The following is a 19,239-nucleotide window of genomic DNA, read 5'->3' on the forward strand; positions in this document are numbered from 1 at the left end:
ATGGCGGACATCAGCGGGACAGGAAGGGCCGCCCATGCATGACCGAACGAAGTCCGGAGAGGCGCGCATAGCCCATTTCCTCGACCGTCGGCTGCGCCCCGCGCTCCACACCGGGCGGCTCCCCATGGAGGTCGGGGCCTGGCACATCCCGGGCGAGCCCGTCCCCGTCGACGTGGCGCTCCGCGCCGGGTACGCACCGTTCGTCGTCGGCGAGAGCTGGGGCGGCGGCCCCTGGTCCACCAGTTGGTTCCGCTTCACCGCCGATGTGCCCGAGCGCTGGGCGGGCCGCCGTGTCGAGGCGGTCATCGACCTCGGCGGCGATCAGGCCGAGGGGCTGGTCCACGACGAGCACGGCACACCGCTCCAGGGCCTGCACCCGCACAACAGCACCGTGACGGTCGCGGCCCAGGCACGCGGCGGCGAGTCCGTGCGGCTGCTCGTCGAAGCCGCGGCCAATCCCGCGATCGACGCGTCCACGGGCGCGGGGGCCCACTTCGGCGATCCGGTCACCGCCGGCGACGAACCTCTCCACCGGCTGCTCCGCGCCGATCTCGCCGTCCGGGACGAGAACATCTGGCAGCTCATTCATGACATCGACGTCCTGGAGAGTCTGATGCGCGCGCTGCCCGCCGGGCTGCCGCGCCGCCACGAGATCCTGCGGGCGCTGGACGGGGCGGTCGACGCGATCGACCCCCGTGACATCCCGGGAACGGCCGCCCGCGCGCGGGACGTCCTCGCGCCGGTCCTGGCCCGGCGCGCGCACGAGTCCGCGCACACCATTGCCGCCGTGGGGCACGCCGCCACGGGATCGGCCCGGCTGCGGCCGACGCGCGAGAGCGTACGGGCGAGCGCCCGCGCCTTCAGCAGCATGGCGGCGCTCGCCGACGAGTACCCGGAGCTGGTGTTCGCCGCCTCGTCCGCGCAGCAGCACGCCTGGATGAAGGACCAGCACCCGCATGTCTTCGAGCGGATACGCAAGGCCGTCGCACGGGGCAACTGGGTCCCGGTGGGCGGGATGTGGGTGGAGCCGGACCCGAATCTGCCCGGCGGGGAGTCGCTGGCCCGGCAGTTCACGCACGGCCGGCGCTTCTACCGGGAAGAGCTCGGTCTGGACGCGGGCGGCGTCTGGCTGCCCGGCCCCGGCGGCATGAGCGCCGCACTCCCCCAGCTCGCCGTGCTCGCGGGGGCGCACTGGGCGCTCGGCCACACGCTCGCCGCACACGACGCCAACTCCCTTCCGCACCACACCTTCTGGTGGGAGGGCGTCGACGGCAGCCGGATCTTCACACACTGTCCGCCGGCCGGCCCCGGCCACGCGGCGCTCACGGGGCCCGAGTTGGCCGACGCGGTCACGGCGTACGCGGAGAAGGGCGGCGGCAGCCGTTCACTGATGCCCGTCGGGGGGCAGCAGGGGGACGGGGACGCGGACCGCGAGGGCGGGGGACCCACCCGCGAGACGCTGGAACGCGCCCGCAGGCTGGCCGACCTGGAGGGCTCGCCACGGGTCGGGATCCAGCACCCCGCGCACTTCTTCCGGGACGCGTTGGAGGAGTACCCGCACGCCCCGGTGTGGCGCGGCGAGCTGTACGCGCAGACGCACCACGGCGCGTACACCAGCCAGGCCCGCACCAAGCGAGGCAACCGCCGCAGTGAATCCCTGCTTCGCGAGGCCGAGTTGTGGTCGGCGACGGCGGCCGTACGGGACGGGGTGCCGTATCCGTACGAGGAGTTGGACTCCCTGTGGAAGCGGGTCCTGCTGCTCCAGAGCCGGGACATCCTGCCGGGCGGGGCGATCGCCTGGGTGCACGAGGAGGCCGAGCAGACGTACCGGAGTGTGCACCGCAGACTTCAGGCCCTGATCCGGCGCTCGGCGGGCGGGCCGGACGGGGGCACGGTCCTCAACGCCGGTCCGCGCGCCCGCCGCGAGGTGGTCGTGCTCGACCGGGACCTGCTGACGGGCGCCGTGGACGCGGGCCAGCAACTGTCCGGCGGGCGGCTCGCCGTCCTGGCCGAGGCTCCCGCGCTCGGCCGGGGGATGGCCGGGCTGCCGCTCGGCGGCACGGCGCCGGTGACGGTCACCGCCGCCCGCGACGACCGGGGCGGCGGGCATCTGCTGGACAACGGGCTGCTGCGGGTCCAAATCGACCCGGCGGGCCTCGTACGCTCCGTACTCGACCTCACCACCGACCGCGAGGCCATCGCGCCCGGCGGCTCGGGCAATCTGCTCCAACTGCACCGGGACGACCCGGCCCGCTGGAGCGCGTCCGCCCTCGACGCCGCCCCGCACGGCGACACCGCCCGCGGCGCCGCCGGCAGTGGTACCCGGCGTGATCTCGACACCGCGTCGTCGGTCGAGGTGACCGACAGCGGACCGCTGTTGGCGCGGGTACGGGTGGCGCGCGGCACCGGCAGGTCCACCATCACGCAGTGGCTGACACTCACGGCGGGCAGCCGCGCGCTGAGCATCGACACGGACGTCGACTGGCGCGAACAGGACACACTCCTCAAGGCCGTCTGGCCGCTGGACGTACACGCCGAGAACAGCCGCGGCGAGATCCAGTTCGGCCATGTCGAGCGCCCGACGCACGAGAACACCAGCTGGGACGCGGCCCGTTACGAACAGTGGGCGCACCGCTGGATCCATGTCGGCGAGCACGGCTGGGGCGTGGCGCTCGCGTCCGACGCGACGTACGGCTACGACGTGTCGCGCCACACCCGCGCGGACGCGGGGACCACCACGCTCGTACGTCTGTCGCTGCTGCGCGCCGCACGCGGCGCCGACCCGCACGCCGACCGGGGGCCGCAGCGCTTCCGGCACACGCTGCGGCCCGGCGCCGACGTGGCCGACGCGATCTCCGAGGGGTACGCCCTCAACCTCCCGCTGCGGCCGGGCGCGGCGGCCGGAGCCGTGGTGGCGGAGCCGCTGGTGGCCGTGGACGGCCGCGATGTCGTGGTGGAGGCGGTGAAGCTCGCCGACGACCGGTCTGGCGATGTGGTGGTCCGGCTGTACGAGTCGCGGGGCGGCCGGGCCCGTACGACACTCACCGCCGGCTTCGCGGTCACCGCCGTCCATGAGACGGATCTCCTGGAGGACCCGCTCAACGTCCTCGCGCACCAGGGCTGTTCGGTGGAGCTGACGCTGCGTCCCTTCCAGATCCTGACCCTGCGGCTGGTCCGCGGCGACGGCCCGAAGGGAGGCCCGGGTGTCTGACACCCGGCCGGCCGAACCGACCGACGGCACGCTCTCCCCCGAACTCCGCGCCGTCCTGCGCCGCTGGGCCGACGAGGGCGGTCCGCTCGCCACCCGGGCCGGTGTCGTCCTGCTGGCGGCCGACGGGCTGCGCGACGCGGAGATCTCGCGCCGGCTCGGGGTGTCGCGGCAGACCGTGGGCAGTTGGCGGCAGCGCTGGACGAGCGCGGGCATCCACGGTCTCGAACACCGGCCGCGCACCGGCAGACCGGCCACGGTCGACGAGTCCGAGGTCGTCACCCGTACGCTGCTCGCCCCCGGCGGCAGCGGCGCTTCGCGGGCGGTGGCACGGGAGTTGGGCCTCTCGCACGCCACGGTCGCCGGGATCCGCCGGCGCTGGCGTCTGGTCCCCGACGAGCTGGTGGCGCCGTCCGTGCCGACCCGGCCGCAGCTGCCGGGCGCCGACGTGTGGGTGATGGGCCTGTACGTGGACGGGCTGCGCGGGGTTCTGCTGGCCGGGACCCGGCTGGTGCCGGCCGCCCCTGCCACCGCGGGCACGGTGATCGGCGCGGACGTCCTGGCGGGCCTCGACCGGTCACTCGACGCGGCGCTGGCGTCGACGCCACGACACGGCACCGGGAACGGCAGCGGCACCGGCAGCGGCACCGGCCCGGGGAGCGGCGCCGATCGCGCGGATGCCGTCGCCTCGGACCGGGCGCTGGCGGGCTATCTCGCACAGGCGAGCCGGCGGCATCCGGATCTCGCCCTGCACGCGATCACCCTGTGGGACACCGCGCCCGGAAGCGATCCAGCACCCGCCGCCGAGGACCCCCAACCGCCCGGCTCCCAGGGCGTGGTGACACGCCATCACATTCCTGCGCGGTCCACCTGGCGCACGTTCCTGCGGGCCATGATCGCCCTCGACAGCACCAGTCATCCGGAGTCCTCGCGCCGCGTCTATCTCGATCTGGCCGCCGAGCTGGAGCGGTACGCGGCGGAGGACACCGAAGCCCAACAGCACACCGTGCGCTGGCTGCGCGAGAACGTCGCGGGCCATCTGGGTCTTGCCCGGCGGGCCGGGAAGACGACGGGCGGCTCCGCGCGCGGCCACAGCTGGAGCGGTGTCAACCAGATCGATCTGGGGTCGTTCAACGAGTGCGTGGTCATCGAGACCGTCCGGCTCTCGGGCACCATCACGCGCGGCGAGATCGCCCATCGCACCGGCCTCACCCAGCAGTCGGTGTCCCGGATCGCCCGGTCCCTGCTCGACCGGGGCATCCTGATCGAGGACGCCCAACTGCGCGCGACGTCGGGCAAGCCCCGTACGCCGGTACGGCTGCGCGGAGCCGCCGCGCACGCGCTCGGAATCCATATCGACCCCGAGCTGCTGACCGCGGTCGTGATCGACCTCGACGGGGCGATCGTCCACACCCGCACCCGGTCCGTCAGCGCGGACACCGACCCCGCCGAGTTCGTGGAGCGGGTGGCGGCGCTGGGCCGCCGGACGCTGGCCGAGGCGGGCGGGGCCGTACGGCCCGAGGGGTTCCTCGGCATCGGGGTCGCGGTGCCGGGCCCGGTGGACATCGCGTCGGGGACGGTGCTTGGACCGCCCCTGATGTCGGCCTGGGGCGACCTTCCGCTGCTGTATCTCCTGAAGGACCACTTCCCGTGTCCGGTCATCATGGAGAAGGACTCCACGGCAGCGGCGGCGGGCGAGCGCTGGATCGGCCGTGACCGGCGGGCCAGGGACTTCGCGTATCTCTATCTCGGTACGGGCGTGGGCACCGGCCTCTATCTGAACGGGGACATCTACCGGGGTGTCAGCTCGAACGCGGGCGAGTTCGGGCAGCTCTGCGCCATCGCCCTGGGCCGGGTGGACGAGGACGGCCGGCCGGAGATCCTGCCCGAGTGCAATCCCCCGGTGTCCGTGCCCGACCTGGCGGCGCGTGGCGGGCTGCGCCCGGCGGCCACGGCGAGCGGGAGCACCGCCGCGTATCTGGCGGTGGGCCGGGCGGCGGCAGCGGGCGACCGGGCCGCGGAAGCGGCCGTACGCGAGGTGGCGCGGGCGGTCGGGAGGGGTGCGCTGGGCCTGACCGACCTGCTGGACATCGATCTGATCGTCCTCGGCGGGCCGTTCTTCACGGACGACGTCGCCGACTTCTACCTGTCCGAGATCGCGCGTACGGTCAACGAGTTCCCGACCGCCCGCAGGCTGCGCCGTGTCGAGGTGGAGCCGTCCGTGCTGAGCGTGGGAGCCGCCGCCGTGGGGGCGGCCTCCACGATCTTCCACGCGACGTTCACGCCGAGGCTGCGGGGGCGGGAGACACGGGCGCGGCAGCTGCCCACGAGCTGACCCGGCCACCCGCCTGCCTGAACGGCCTGAGCGACCTGCCCGGTCTGAGCGCGTACGGGCCGCCGGGAAGATCCCGGCGGCCCGCGCGACCGCTGTCATCGGCGGTTCTCATCGCTCGCCGGACGGCCCGGCGAGCGCGCTACCTCGGCGGTGTCGGCCGGGTCGCGGTGAGCCCGATCTGCTTCTTGAGCATCCGGCCGCCGTCACCGGTGAGCCGCAGGTAGTAGTCCGACGAGCAGGCCGTGCCGTCCTCGTCGAGGGCCCAGATGCCGGAGCCGGACGGAACCTGCGAGCCGTTCTCGGCGGTCTTGGCGATCTGGTTGCCCTCGTTGTACTCGTCGAACATGGAGATGTAGATCCCCGCGACGTTGAGGCGGCACATGTTGTAGAACTGCCGCCACATGAAGTCGCCGTGCGCCCGATGCCTGGACTGGAGGTCGCCCGGCATCACACAGGGCTGGTAGTCGATACCGCTCGCGTCGCAGTCCGCCTGGTCGGGGGTGTTGACGTCCCGGTAGAACTGATCGGCCTGGGCGACGGTGCCCATCCGCCCGACCATCCACGGCGAGATCATGTTGAACGCGTGGTAGACACCGGAGAAGCCGGGCCGGGAGTCGCTGTTGCCGTTGCGCCAGTGCGTGGGGACGCCGCCGATGACGTAACAGCCCTGCCCCTTGAACCAGTTGATGACGTCCAGGCACTCCGGGGGCGCGAACGGGCGCTTGTCGTCGGCGAAGCCGAAGCCCCAGATACAGACGACGGGCTTGCCGTTCTGCCTGGCGTACATGCTCGAAGACGTGTACGCCTTCATCTTGTTGGTCCAGTCCTGCTTGATCTCCGACTGCATGGCCCGCCAGTCGGTGACGTCGTACATGATGTAGAACTTCCGGCCGTTCGCCTCGGCCGACTGGCGCACCTTGCGCGCCATCGCGTCCCGGATCGGGCCTTCGCCGCCCATGGGATTGAAGCGCTGGAGCGCGGCGGTGTCGCAGTTGTTCTCGCGCATCCACCGGAAGTGGGTGTCGACCGTCTGCTGGTCGTGCGAGGAGAACAGCGAGGCCGGCTGGCCATTGTTCAGATTCGGATACGCCGTGGGGAAAGTACGGGTGTACTCCCGCACATCCGGCCACGACTTGATGGTGGTATTGCTGAGCGACGGCGGCTGCCCGCCGTTCTGGCTCCAGTGCCACCAGCTGTCGATGGGGGAACCGTCTCCCCTGCAGGCGAACCAGCCCTGATACCCGACGCTGATCTTGCCGACCACGTCGCCCGGTGGACTCGCGGCGGGTGCCGCCTGCGCCCTGCCTCGCGGCTCGGCCGCGGCACTGGCCTGCCGACTGCCGAGGACACCACCGGCCGCTGCTGTGCCGGCCAGTGCCGACGCCATGACGGCGCGTCTTGAAATACTCACGGAGTATTTCCTCCCACTAGAAATCTGCCTGGAAATACACGGATCCACGGGGGTGGGGGGAATTGCAGGCGGCGGCAGCCCGCCCGCCTCCGCGGCTCACCATCCGAAAGTATCCGCGTTCCGAGGGTCACCACAAGGTCTTGGCAGAGGCTTTGTCCAGACCAATTCAAGGTGGTGTGTCAGCCTATTTTCTTTACGTTTTCCGTTTCCAGCGGAATGCGAAAAGCACGTGGTTTCCCCATACCCCGACCGGTGACCGTGGAGCCGGCCGTGTCCCCCGGTGCGCTCCCCCCGTGTCTCTCTGCGCTCGCGTGCGCCTCGAACGACTGGGGCATTTCACCGTTGACACCGTTTGTGCGGACATCGTTGGATCATGGCGAGGGGGAGGTGCGCGGTGCACGGACCGGCGACCGCCGGCTGGCTGGTCGTGGCGCTCTGCGCGGCGACCGGGACGTACTGCCTGCTCAGAGTGCGGGGCGGCGGGGGCGCGGGGCGCGGCACGGCGGGCGGCGAGGCGCTGATGGGGTTCGGGATGGCGGCGATGGCCGTGCCGGCGGCGGTGATCAGCCCGCCGCGCTGGATCTGGCTGCTGTACGCGACGGTGTTCGGAGTCGCCGCGCTGCGCGCCCTGGGCCCGGCCCGGGGGACCTCGCACCATCTGCACCATCTCGTGGGGATGCTCGCCATGGTCTACATGTCGGTGGCGATGGCGCTGCTCCCGGGCGGCACGCACGGCGGGCACCACGCGGGCGGCACCCCCCTGGCCACGGGCGTGCTGCTGATCTACTACGCGGGGTTCGTGCTGTGGACGGGCGCGCGGCTGCTCCCCCTGCAGAGCGTGACCGCGCCGGAGCGCGCGGACCCGGTCGTTCCGGAGGCCGGCGGGGCGCCGTCGGCGGTCGGTGATGCCGGTCGTGGGACCGTCGGTGGAGCGGCGACGGGGGTGGTGACGGAGACGGCGACCGGTGTCCGGGCCGACCGGCCCGAGCTGGCCCTGGCCTGCCGGCTCTCCATGGGCATCGCGATGCTGGCGATGCTGCTCACGCTCTGACGTACGCCGCGCGGGGCGGCACGCCGCGTACACATGCCGCGTCCACGCCGCGCGAACCGCCCTGCCATCGTGTCCTGCGTCACTTGCCGCCCGCGGCCGGCCCCATGAGCGGCACCGCGCTCATAAACTGACACCCATGACGGTCTCCCTCGTGCTGCTGACGCTCGGTGCGCTGGCCGCTGTGGTCGCCCCGCGACTGCTGGCCCGTACCGAATGGCCCGAGCGCGAGCCGGTGGTGGCCCTCTGGGTCTGGCAGTGCGTGGTGGCCGCCGTACTGCTCTGCTTCGCCCTCGCCATGACCTTCAGCGCCGCGGCGGCCTGGCTGGCCGTACGGGGCCATGTCTTCGCCCCGGCCCCGAGCGGGGTCGTCGAGGCGTACGCGCTCGGCGCACACCGGCCCTGGTCCGCCGCGCTGGCCGTGCTCCTGGCGGCCGGCGGAGTGTGGACGGGCGCGATGCTCACGCGCGAGATCCACCGGGCGCGCACGCGCCGCAAGCGGCGCCGGAGCGAACTGCTCGTCCGTTCACCGCTGTTGCCCGGCGAGGAGTCCGGCGGCGGCCCGCTGGTCGTCCTTGAGGGCGAGCGTCCCGGCGCCTGGTGGCTGCCGGGCGCGGCACCGCAACTGGTCATCACCACGGCCGCCCTGCGGCGGCTCAAGGGCCGCCAGCTCGACGCCGTGCTGGCCCACGAGCAGGGCCACGCCCGCGCCCGCCACGACTGGCTGCTGCACTGCTCGTCGGCGCTCGCCAACGGCTTCCCGCAGATCCCGGTCTTCGCGGCGTTCCAGGCCGAGATGCACCGCCTGGTGGAGCTGGCCGCCGACGATGCCGCCTCGCGCCGTTTCGGCCGGCTGACGATCGCGCTCGCCCTGGTCGAACTGAACGAGGACCGTGGGGTGTTCGGCCCCTGCCCGACGCCGGACACCGAACTGCCGCGCCGGGTGGACCGGCTGCTGTCGCCCCTCCCCCGGCTCACCGCGGGCCGCCGGCTGCGGCTGACGGCGGCTGCCGCGCTGGTGCCCGCGGTTCCGCTCGTGGTCGCGTTCATTCCCGCGCTGCGCACGCTGGGATAGTTTTGCGGGGCCGTCGTCAGTAAGGATCAGCGCATGCAATCCCCCGCGGTGCCCCCGCCGTCACGGCCCGCCCCACCGTCACCGCCCACACCGCGGGGAGCCGTGACCCCGGCCCGTCTCGCCGTCGTCCTGGGTGTGGCCTCCCTGACGCTGCTGGCGCTCGTCGCGGCCGGGTGGGGTCCGCTGTTCTCCCTCGACCGGACGGTCTCCGTGGACCTGCACCGGTGGGCGGTGGCCGACCCGGGTCTCACCCACGTGAACCGGATTCTCACCGACTGGGTGTGGGACCCCTGGACCATGCGCGTCCTGACAGCCGTCGCCTTCTTCCTTCTCTGGTTCAACGGCTCGCGCCTCCTGGCCTGTTGGGTCGCCCTGACGTCTCTGGTCGGCGCCCTGGTGTCGCAGGGCGTGAAGGCCGCGGTCGGGCGCGAGCGCCCGACGTGGCCCGACCCGCTCGACTCGGCGCACTACGCGGCGTTCCCCTCGGGCCACGCGATGACCGCCACCGTCACCGTCGGGATACTCCTGTGGCTGCTGCGGCAGCACGGCCTGAGCGGTCCGCCGTGGTCGGTCGCGGTGGTGGTCGGGGTCGTGTCGGTGTTCGGCTCCGGGTTCAACCGCGTCTGGCTGGGGGTGCACTGGAGTTCGGACGTGGTGGGCGGGTGGCTGTTCGGGGCATGTCTGGTGGCCGTGTCCATCGCCACGTACGAAGGACGGGCCTTGTCCCGGTGGCGGTGACCCGGCAAGGATCGGGTCCATGAAGATCAAGGGTGTGCTTTTCGACTTCTCAGGGACCCTGTTCCGTATCGAATCGGCCGGCTCCTGGCTCCGGGCCGTACTCGACGAGTTGAGTGTTCCGGTGCCGCCCGAGGAGGTCCGGCGGTACGCGGTCCGGCTGGCCGTCGCGGGCGCCCTGCCCGGCGGGTCGTCGCCACAGCAACTGCCGCCGGATCTGGCCGGGCTGTGGGCCACGCGCGACGAGAGCGCCGAGCGGCACAGGGCCGTGTACACCGGTCTCGCCCGGCAGGTGGACCTCCCCGACCCCCGGTTGTACGACGCGCTCTACGAACGGCACCGGACGCCGGACGCCTGGCGGCCGTACGCGGACACCGCGGAAGTGCTCGGCACCCTGAAGCGTGAGGGCATCGGCGTCGGTGTCATCAGCAACATCGGCTGGGATCTGCGTCCGGTCTTCCGCGCACACGGCCTGGACGACTTCGTGGACGCCTATGTGCTGTCGTACGAGCACGGCGTCCAGAAACCCGACCCGCGGCTCTTCGGAGCGGCCTGCGAGGCCATCGGGCAGGATCCGCACGACGTGCTGATGGTCGGGGACGACCGGGAGGCGGACGGCGGCGCGGCCGAACTGGGCTGCGCCGTCCACTTCGTGGACCATCTGCCGGTGGAGGAGCGCCCGGCCGGCCTGCGCCCGGTTCTCGCCCTCACCCGCTGAGGAGCGTCCCCGAAACCTGTCCGCGAGAACAACCACGGCCTGGGTCCGGGACCACTTCACGGGGCGGCATGCGGCGATGCCCGCCCCGGAGGTGGTGCCGGCGACGGCGGCGGGCGCCGCGGCCGGAGCCGGGGGCACGGGGGTCCACGGGAGGGTTCACAGGGATGGCCGAAGTTGGTCACTTGACCGGACCATGCCATCCCGCCACGATGTGCGCGAACAATCAGGTCCTGTCCGGTGAACAGGACCTGGCCGCCCACGCCCCACCCGGCGCGGCCGAACCCCCCCCCACACCCCCCACCCAGGAGAAACACCATGCGACTTCGCATACGCGAGAGCAGATCGAAGGCCGCCGCCCTCGCGGTCCTGCTGGCGCTCGCCGTGGCAGTCCCGTTCACGGCCGAGGCCGCTCCCCCGGCGCCCGCCGCGAAGGCCGCGCCCGGGGCCGGAGCCGCCGGGGCCGCCGACGAGCGGATCCGGCAGTACGAGATCCCGGGCGCCGCCGACGCCGCGGCCCGTACCGCCATCGCCGCCACCGGCGTGTCGGTGGACGAGGCGGGCGCGCGCTCGACGGTCGTCAGCGCCACCGGCTCCCAGGCGAAGCGGCTGCGCGCGCTCGGCCACCGGCTCGACCCGCTGCCCGCGCCGCCCGCCAGAACGAACGGCAAGGCCGTGGAGCCGTTCGACTTCCCCTCGGCCGACTCGCGCTACCACAACTACGCCGAGATGAACGCCGAGATCGACCAGCGGATCGCCGCCCACCCCAACCTGATCAGCAAGCGCGTCATCGGAAAGAGCTACGAGGGCCGGGACATCGTCGCGGTCAAGATCAGCGACAACGTGGCGACGGACGAGAACGAGCCCGAGGTGCTCTTCACGCACCACCAGCACGCCCGCGAGCATCTGACCGTCGAGATGGCGCTGTATCTGATCCGGGAGCTGGGTGACACCTACGGCACCGACTCACGGGTCACCAACGCCGTGAACAACCGGGAGATCTGGATCGTCCCGGACGTCAACCCGGACGGCGGCGAGTACGACATAGCCACCGGCTCCTACCGCAGCTGGCGCAAGAACCGCCAGCCCAACTCCGGTTCCTCGGCTATCGGTACGGACCTCAACCGCAACTGGGCCTTCCAGTGGGGCTGTTGCGGCGGTTCCTCCACCAGCCCCGGCTCGGAGACGTACCGCGGCGCGCGCGCCGAGTCCGCGCCTGAGGTCAAGGTGGTCGGGGACTTCGCGCGCAGCCGGGTCGTCGGCGGCGAGCAGCAGCTCAAGGCGGCCATCGACTTCCACACGTACAGCGAACTGGTGCTGTGGCCGTACGGCTACACGAACGCCGACACCGCTCCCGGTATGACGCTCGACGACCGGAACGCCTTCGCCGCCGTCGGCGGGAAGATGGCGGCAAGCAACGGCTACACCGCGGAGCAGGCGAGCGACCTGTACATCACGGACGGGTCGATCGACGACTGGCTGTGGGGCAGCCAGAAGGTGTTCGCCTACACCTTCGAGATGTACCCGGGCAGTTCCGGGGGCGGCGGCTTCTACCCGCCCGACGAGGTGATCGAGCGGGAGACGAGCCGCAACCGCGACGCGGTCCTGCAACTGCTGGAGAACGCCGACTGCATGTACCGCTCCATCGGCAAGGAGTCGCAGTACTGCGCCTCCTGAGGGGACGATCCTCCGGTTGAGACGGTTGAGACGGCCGCGCCCCGCGTGGGGCGCGGCCGTTGTCGTCGGCGGCACCGCCGCGGTCAGGCGAAGTCGTCGTGGTCCGCGAGGACTTCGCCGATCACCTGACGGTTGAGTGCGGCCAACTCCTCGTTCGTGTCGATGGTCTCGGACAGGACCAGGAGTGCCTTCCACAGCGCCCATCCTCGGGCGCGTGCCCAGGCACCGTCGTCCTGACCGACCGCCCGCCGGAACGCCTCCCGGCCGGCGCCTGAGAACATCCCCCACGCGATCACCAGATCGCAGGCGGGGTCCCCGACCCCCGCCGTACCGAAGTCGATGACGGCGGTCAGCTTCCCGTCCGCGACCAGCAGGTTGCCGGAGGCGATGTCGCCGTGGAACCACACGGGCGCTCCGTGCCACTCGGCGGCGAGCGCCGCTTCCCACACGGCGGCAGCGCGCTCGGTGTCCACCTGGCCCTTGAGCGCGGCCAGACAGCGACGCGTCTCCTCGTCGTAGTGGGCGGGCGGCGCTCCACGGTAGGAGCTGTGCTCGCCCGCGACCGGCCCGTCCGTGGCATCGCAGCGCTGGAGGGCGAGCAGGAACTCGGCCACCTCGACGGCGAACCGGGACATGTCCCCGATACGGTCGCGCCGGGCCGTCTCGCCGTGCAGCCAGCCGCGCACGGACCAGGGAAAGGGATAGCCCTCACCGGCGACTCCCTGGCCGAGCACGGTCGGCACGGGGACGGGCAGCGAGGGCGCAAGCCGGGGCAGCCAGCGGTTCTCCTTGGCGACGGCGGGAACATAGCCGGCGGCCGTGGGCAGCCGGACCGTCATGCCGTCGCCGAGCCGGTAGGTCCTGTTGTCCCACCCGTCGACCTCGACGGGTGTCACGGGCAGCCCGCTCCACCGGGGGAACTGCGCGGCGATCAGACGTTTCACCAGGGCGACGTCGATACCGGCGCGGCCGTCGCGGGGAGTGGGGTCCATCCCACGATCATCGGCCCAGGCGATCACGCCGGGCAACGCATTTACGCGCGGCGCCGCCCGGCGCGCTCCCGCGTACACCGGCGGCAGGAGGCGGTTGCCGCGACATACACCGGCAGATGTACCGGCCGGGCCGCCGCGTACCCCTCCAGCACGCACCCTCGGAGCAAACGCGGACATAGACCCCTGGGTCCGACCGCGCCGCAGGCACAATGAAGCAATGCCCCACCTCGATCTCACCCGCCTCCGCCTGCCCAGAGGGCCGCGTGCCGACAGGGCACTCGCCCTGGGCGTGCTGGCGCTGACAGGGGTGGCCGAGGGGCAGCGGCTGGGTCCGGGCTGGCACGGGACCGCGTCACTGATCGCCTCCTGGGTCGTCGCGACGACGGTGTGCTCGGCGCTGCTGCTGCGCCGCCGGTACCCGGTGCCGGTGGGCTGGTTCATGGTGACCGGCACGGGTGTCTACTACCTGCTGAGCACGATCGACGGCCCGCTCGTCGTGGTCCCGATCGCCGTGCTCTACACGCTGGCGGCCCAGGGGCGGCTCCAGGCGTCGGTCGCCATGGCCGCGGCGATGGTCATCGGGGTGGGCGCGGGGGCTCTGGCCGGCACCGGTGACGTCGAGGGCACGGCGGTCTTCATGCTGACCGGCTGGCTGGTCGCGGTGGTGGCCCTGGGCTCGATGCGTCACGGCCGGGTCGCCTACGCCGAGGAGGAGGCCAGGCTGCGAGCGACGCAGGAGCGGCTGCGTATCGCCCGCGAACTGCACGACGTGATCGGCCACAGCATGTCGATGATCCATGTGCAGGCGTCCGCGGCCCTGCACCGGCTGCCGAAGGACCCCGGCCAGGCGGAGGACGCGCTGACCGTCATCAAGCAGGGCAGCAAGGAGGGCCTGCGAGAACTGCGGGCCACCCTCGGAGTGCTGCGCCAGGTCGACGAGGAGGCCCCCACCACTCCCTCACCAGGGCTGTCCAGGGTCGACACCCTGGTCTCCTCAGCCGCTCGGGCGGGCCAGGACGTACGTGTCGAGCAGAGCGGAGCCCGCTTCGCGCTGCCAGCGGCGGTGGACCTCGCCGCCTATCGCATCGTGCAGGAATCACTGACCAACGCCGTCAAGCACAGCGAGGCCCGGCACATCGTCATCCGGCTCCACTACGGCGAAAGGAAACTGGTGCTCAGCGTCCAGGACGACGGGCAGGGTCCGGCCCTCGCCGGGCGTGCCGGGGGAAGCGGGATCGCGGGCATGCTGGAACGCGCCCGATCGCTGGGCGGAACGCTGAGCGCCGAGCCGGGCAGCGCGGGCGGGTTCGTCGTCCGGGCGCAGCTACCGTTCACCGAGCACCACGAGCCGATCGGCGGAGAAGTTGATGATCAGGATCCTGCTGGTCGATGACCAGCGCCTCGTTCGCGCGGGGATCCGCGGCATCCTCGACGACGAGGACGACCTGCGGGTGGTCGCCGAGGCGGCCGACGGGCACGCGGCCCTCGCCGCCTGCCGCGAACTGCACCCCGACGTGGTGCTGATGGACATCCGCATGCCCGGCATGGACGGGCTCGAAGCCGCTCGCCGCCTTGCCGGCGACGAGCGGCTGGCCGCGGTGAAGGTGGTCATGCTGACGACCTTCGACCTCGACGAGTACGTGTACGGGGCCCTGCGCGCCGGCGCCACGGGCTTCCTGGTCAAGGACACCGAACCGGCTGAACTCCTGCACGCGGTACGGGTGGCCGTGCGAGGTGACGCCCTCATCAGCCCCTCCGTCACCCGCCGGCTCATCGCGGAATTCGCCAGCCGGCCTGACCACGCCCGTAAACCCGACCACCGCCTCGACGCCCTGACCGGCCGCGAACGCGAGGTCATGCAACTGGTCGCCGCCGGACGCACCAACGACGAGATCGCGGCACAACTCGTGGTCTCCCCGCTGACCGCGAAGACCCATGTCAGCCGCATCATGGCCAAACTCGGAGCCCGGGACAGATCCCAGGTCGTGGTCATGGCGTACGAGTACCGCATGGTCAGCCCCGGTTGGCTCACGGACTGAGCGGCTCCCGGGAGCCCGAGCCCGTCACAGGTCGCGGAAGCCGCGGATCAGGTCGACGGCCTTCTCCGCGATCATGATGGTGGGGGCGTTGGTGTTGCCGCTGGTGACGGACGGCATCACCGAGGCGTCCACGACCCGGAGTCCGGCCACCCCCCGTACACGCAGCTCGGGGTCCACCACGGCGGCCTCGCCTTCGCCCATCGCGCAGGTGCCCACCGGGTGGTAGCTGGTGCCGCTCCAGCTGCGGACGTGGTCGGCCAGCGCCGCGTCGTCCAGGTCCGCGAGGTCGGCGCTCGCCGGGAGATAGGGGCGGCCCAGGAACGAGGCCAGCGGCTCGTGTTCACCGATCTCGATGACGGCGCGCAGACCCCGGACGAGTGTGGACACGTCCTCGGGGTCGGTGAAGTACCGCGGATCGATCAGCGGTTCCGCGGCCGGATCGGCGGAGGCGAGCGTCAGCCGTCCGCGGCTGCCCGGCTGGAGCGCCGTGGCGTTCATCGTGAACACCGGCCGGCCCGGCATCTCGTCCCCGCTCAGGACGAACGCGGTCGGGCCGCCGGTCAGTTGCGTGTCCGGCCGGGACGCGCCGGATGTGACCGACAAGTAGCCCATCGCCTCGGCGTAGTTGGAAGAGAACGGCCCTTCGCCGGTCTCGGCCCACATCTGGAGGTTCTCCGGGGTCAGCAGGTCGACGATCACGTCGGTGGTGTCCCGGGTCTCCCACACGATGGGTGCGAGGACATGGTCGTGAAGGTTCCCGCCCACGCCGGGCAGCGGAACCGCGACATCGATGCCGTGCTCCCGGAGCGCGTCGGCGGGACCGATGCCGGACAGCATCAGCAGCTGGGGCGAATTGACCGCGCCACCGCTCAGCACGACCTCCGACTCGGCGCGGGCGAACCGCTCGGCGCCGTCCTGGACGTATGTCACCCCGACCGCCCTGCCGCCCTCAAGCACCACCTTCGTCGCCCGCGCCCCCGTACGAAGGGTCAGATTCTCCCGGTCGAGCGCCGGCCGCAGATAGGCGTCGGCGGCCGACCACCGCCGGCCGTCCCGGCAGGTCACCTGTGTGAGCCCCACGCCGTGCGGGGAGGTGCCGGAGAGGTCGTCGACGCGTTCCAGCCCCCAGTCCGCGGCGGCGTCCACCCAGGCCCGCGACAGCTCGTGCGAGTAGGGCCGGTCCTCGACATTCAAAGGCCCGGTGGTCCCGTGGGCCGGCGGACCGTGCCGGTTGTTCCGCTCCGCCCGTACGAAATAGGGCTTGACGTCCTCGAAGCCCCAGCCGGTGGCATGGTGCTCGTCCCGCCAGCCGTCGTAGTCCTCGCGCTGGCCACGCGCGTAGATCATCACATTGGTCGACGAGGAGCCTCCGACGGTCTTCCCTCGCGGCCAGTAGAAGGTCCGGCCTGCCGCCTCCTGCTCGACCGTCCGGTAGTCCCAGTCGACCTCCGAGTGGAACAGCAGCCCGAGTCCGGCCGGTGCCTTGATGTTCGGATCGGTGTCCTGGCCGCCCGCCTCCAGGAGCAGCACCCGGGCCGCCGGATCCTCCGTCAGCCGGGACGCGAGGACGCACCCGGCGCTGCCGGCCCCGACGACGACGTAGTCGAACGCTTCAGATGACGGCATCTTGTCTCCTCGGAGAGAAGTAAGTGCACGTTTCGCCCGATTTTACGCCAACCCGGTCACCGCTGTCTCGAACGGCCCGTCTCCGGCAGCCGTCTCCAGCAGCAGGAGTGCGATGTCATCGCTCTTCCCCTCCGTCATCGTCGCCTCGGCGTCCTTGACGAGCCGGTCGCACAGGCTGCCCAACGGGCCGGGCGGTGCCAGCGCGATACGACGGGCGAGATCGTCGACGGAGTCACCCAGGTCCGTGCCGGACCGTTCGACGAGGCCGTCGGTGTAGAACGCCAGGAGACTGTCGGGCGGCAGGGCTATCTCGGTCGTGGTGAACACGGCGTCGGATTCAACACCGAGGAGCAGGCCCGGCGGAAGTCTCAGCACCTCCGTGCGGCCGTCGGGCTCTCGCAGGATCGGCGGCAGATGGCCGGCGGCGGACAGCAGCGCACGCCCGCGCCGCAGGTCTATGTGGGCGTAGAGACAGCTGACGAACAGTTCTGTACTGAGGTCCTGCAGAAGGCGGTTGGTGCGCGCGAGGACTTCGTCGGGGGGCGCGCCGACCTGCGCGTGGGTGTGCACAGCGGTCCGCACCTGTCCCATCAGGGCTGCCGCCTGCACACTGTGCCCCTGCACGTCCCCGACGACGGCGGCGACGGTCGCGTCGTCCAGCCGGATCAGGTCGTAGAAGTCTCCGCCGACATCCAGGGAGCCCACGGCCCGGCCGGTAGCGGGCCGCGGTGCGCAGGTTCCCGACGCGCGGCAGGAAGCTGGGCAGCAGGCCCGCCTGCAGGCCACGGGCCGCTCCCGCATGGAGGTCGTACAGGCGTGCCCGCTCCAGTGCCTGGGCGATCAGCCCGGCCAGGGACACGAGTTCGGCGCGCTCGTTGGGTACGAACATCTGGGGGCGCTCGTATCCGAGGACGCAGGCGCCGATCGTCCGGCCGGAGACCGTCAGCGGCAGATAGGCGAGAGCGCCCGCGCGCCCGTACGCCTCGATGCCCGGATAGGTCTCCGGCAGATCCGAGCTGTCGGAATGGAACGCGGGGGTCCCGCCTTCGATGATGCGCGTTCCCTCGGTGCGGGAGCTCATGGGAAGACCGTCGAAGTCGTCGGCCATGGGAGAGAGGAAACCGCGGGAGTCGATCACTCGCAGCCGGCCCTCCTCCGCGGTGATCAGCGCGAACCCCTGGATGCCGAGGACGGGCATCATCTGCTCGTTGAGGAAGTCGGCGATCTCCTGGACGGTCTTCGCCTCGGCGAGAGCCGAGGCCAGATGCAGCAGATGGAACAGGGTGCCGGCATGGGCGGGACCGGCGGAGGCGGTATCCGTGGAGATCGCCCCGGCTTCGGCGGGGAAATCAAGTGGATCCACGCTGACGGTGACCCCCGAGTCATCGGCGTGCATCGTCACCGAGAGCCAGTGGCCCGTCGGATGGCGGACCCTGAAACCGGAGGGGAGACGGCTGAAGACCGCCGCCAGATAGGCGTTCTCGAAGGCGGGATCGTGCAGCCAGGAGATCTCGTCGAAAGGATTCCGGTCCAGCAGTTCGCCACGATCCAGTTCGAGGAGCTCGGCGGCCCGGTCGTTGATGAATGTCAGGCGCCCGTTCAGATCGAGCTCGGCGATGCCGCCGGGAAGCCGGTCGACGACGCGGGCACGCGCGTCGGGGTTTCGGGGCGGAAGGTCCAGCGCGAGCGGGTCCGGCCTCGGCAGCAGGGGATCTCCCGCCTCCGCGGCCCGCCGAAGCGCCTTCGCCGCGCGCCGGCAGGAGGTGTCCACCTCGCGCTCTTCCGCGGAGGAGAGTTCCGGCGGGTGGGTGCCCGGCCACAGCACCAGCACAGCGCCCCAGCTCACGCCCCGGTCGACCAGCGGCGCGACGTACATGGCGACGTCGTACGGAAAGGACAGAGCCGTACGCGGAAAGCGACGCGCCAGTTCCTGCTGGTTGCCGATCCACACCGGCCGCCCGGAGATGACCGCCTCGGTCACCGGCACCTTCGCCACCCGTGCCACCCGGGACCAGGACCTGGCCAGGCCCGCCGTCACGCCCCTGACGACGGTCATACGGACGAGCAGTTCCTCCGGGACATCCAGATAGCCCGCCACTATGTGTGCGCCGGCCGAGACGGCGATCCGTTCGACCTCGTGGTCGAAGACGCGACTCGCCTCTTCGCGGCGCGCAGTTCCCTCGTTGCCGGACACTGACCCACCGCCTCTCGCCGATTACAGAAAGGCATGAACGATGACCGCACGCGCTCATCGGGGGCCGTTCGTTCCGCCCTCTTGTCGAGGATGCCACTTACGTCCCCGGGCCGCCGACAGGAACGGCGAGCTGGGCAGCCGGCCGTCGGCCGCCGCCCCGACCAGGCGGAGCATCCGCGGCTGG

13 protein-coding genes and 1 pseudogene are annotated in these 19,239 nt (G+C 71.9%); 9 read left to right on the forward strand and 5 right to left on the reverse strand.

Going from position 1 to position 19,239, the window contains the following annotated elements:
* Window positions 1-34 precede the first annotated feature (34 nt).
* Both ACFWV8_RS06130 and ACFWV8_RS06135 read left to right on the forward strand, forming a co-directional pair.
* Window positions 35-3,211, forward strand: a complete 3,177-nt coding sequence (locus tag ACFWV8_RS06130; protein ID WP_384198427.1) for an alpha-mannosidase — start codon at window positions 35-37, stop codon at window positions 3,209-3,211.
* Window positions 3,204-5,543: an ROK family protein gene (locus ACFWV8_RS06135; RefSeq protein WP_384198429.1), complete on the forward strand. Its 2,340-nt coding sequence runs from the start codon at window positions 3,204-3,206 to the stop codon at window positions 5,541-5,543. The genes ACFWV8_RS06130 and ACFWV8_RS06135 overlap by 8 nt, the downstream gene beginning before the upstream one ends.
* Window positions 5,544-5,682: 139 nt before the next feature.
* On the opposite strand, the gene ACFWV8_RS06140 is transcribed toward ACFWV8_RS06135, so the two are convergent.
* Entirely contained in the window at window positions 5,683-6,954 is a 1,272-nt protein-coding gene (locus tag ACFWV8_RS06140; protein ID WP_384198431.1) for a glycoside hydrolase family 71/99-like protein, read from the reverse strand.
* Window positions 6,955-7,327: 373 nt separating this feature from the next.
* Between ACFWV8_RS06140 and ACFWV8_RS06145 the strand changes: the two genes are divergently transcribed.
* The 5 genes from ACFWV8_RS06145 to ACFWV8_RS06165 all read left to right on the forward strand — a co-directional run bounded on the left by ACFWV8_RS06145 (window position 7,328) and on the right by ACFWV8_RS06165 (window position 12,204).
* A complete protein-coding gene (locus ACFWV8_RS06145; protein WP_384198433.1) occupies window positions 7,328-8,005 on the forward strand; it encodes a DUF5134 domain-containing protein in 678 nt (225 codons plus the stop codon).
* A gap of 136 nt (window positions 8,006-8,141) precedes the next feature.
* A complete protein-coding gene (locus ACFWV8_RS06150; protein WP_384198435.1) occupies window positions 8,142-9,077 on the forward strand; it encodes a M56 family metallopeptidase in 936 nt (311 codons plus the stop codon).
* Window positions 9,078-9,110: 33 nt separating this feature from the next.
* On the forward strand, window positions 9,111-9,815 hold the full coding sequence (locus ACFWV8_RS06155) for a phosphatase PAP2 family protein (RefSeq protein WP_384198437.1): 705 nt from the start codon (window positions 9,111-9,113) through the stop codon (window positions 9,813-9,815).
* A 19-nt stretch (window positions 9,816-9,834) separates the two neighbouring features.
* Window positions 9,835-10,530 carry an HAD-IA family hydrolase gene (locus ACFWV8_RS06160; protein WP_329391253.1) on the forward strand — a complete coding sequence of 232 codons (696 nt, stop codon included), beginning with the start codon at window positions 9,835-9,837 and terminating at the stop codon, window positions 10,528-10,530.
* A gap of 315 nt (window positions 10,531-10,845) precedes the next feature.
* Window positions 10,846-12,204: a M14 family metallopeptidase gene (locus tag ACFWV8_RS06165; RefSeq protein ID WP_384198438.1), complete on the forward strand. Its 1,359-nt coding sequence runs from the start codon at window positions 10,846-10,848 to the stop codon at window positions 12,202-12,204.
* An 83-nt stretch (window positions 12,205-12,287) separates the two neighbouring features.
* Here ACFWV8_RS06165 and ACFWV8_RS06170 read toward each other — a convergent pair whose 3' ends face one another.
* Entirely contained in the window at window positions 12,288-13,196 is a 909-nt protein-coding gene (locus tag ACFWV8_RS06170) for an aminoglycoside phosphotransferase family protein (protein ID WP_384198439.1), read from the reverse strand.
* Between the two features lie 217 nt (window positions 13,197-13,413).
* Here ACFWV8_RS06170 and ACFWV8_RS06175 point away from each other — a divergent pair, with 217 nt between their 5' ends.
* A complete protein-coding gene (locus ACFWV8_RS06175; RefSeq protein WP_384198441.1) occupies window positions 13,414-14,589 on the forward strand; it encodes a sensor histidine kinase in 1,176 nt (391 codons plus the stop codon).
* Window positions 14,564-15,235, forward strand: a complete 672-nt coding sequence (locus ACFWV8_RS06180) for a response regulator (RefSeq protein ID WP_384198442.1) — start codon at window positions 14,564-14,566, stop codon at window positions 15,233-15,235. The genes ACFWV8_RS06175 and ACFWV8_RS06180 overlap by 26 nt, the downstream gene beginning before the upstream one ends.
* A gap of 24 nt (window positions 15,236-15,259) precedes the next feature.
* On the opposite strand, the gene ACFWV8_RS06185 is transcribed toward ACFWV8_RS06180, so the two are convergent.
* The 3 genes and pseudogenes from ACFWV8_RS06185 to ACFWV8_RS06195 all read right to left on the reverse strand — a co-directional run.
* On the reverse strand, window positions 15,260-16,861 hold the full coding sequence (locus ACFWV8_RS06185; RefSeq protein ID WP_384198444.1) for a GMC family oxidoreductase: 1,602 nt from the start codon (window positions 16,859-16,861) through the stop codon (window positions 15,260-15,262).
* 42 nt (window positions 16,862-16,903) lie between these two features.
* Entirely contained in the window at window positions 16,904-17,662 is a 759-nt protein-coding gene (locus ACFWV8_RS06190) for a PP2C family protein-serine/threonine phosphatase (protein WP_384198665.1), read from the reverse strand.
* An 82-nt stretch (window positions 17,663-17,744) separates the two neighbouring features.
* Window positions 17,745-18,917, reverse strand: a pseudogene (locus ACFWV8_RS06195) (PAS domain-containing protein); the annotation flags it as partial.
* Between the last annotated feature and the right edge of the window lie 322 nt (window positions 18,918-19,239).

Source organism: Streptomyces sp. NPDC058665, from assembly GCF_042714995.1.
Classification (GTDB): domain Bacteria; phylum Actinomycetota; class Actinomycetes; order Streptomycetales; family Streptomycetaceae; genus Streptomyces.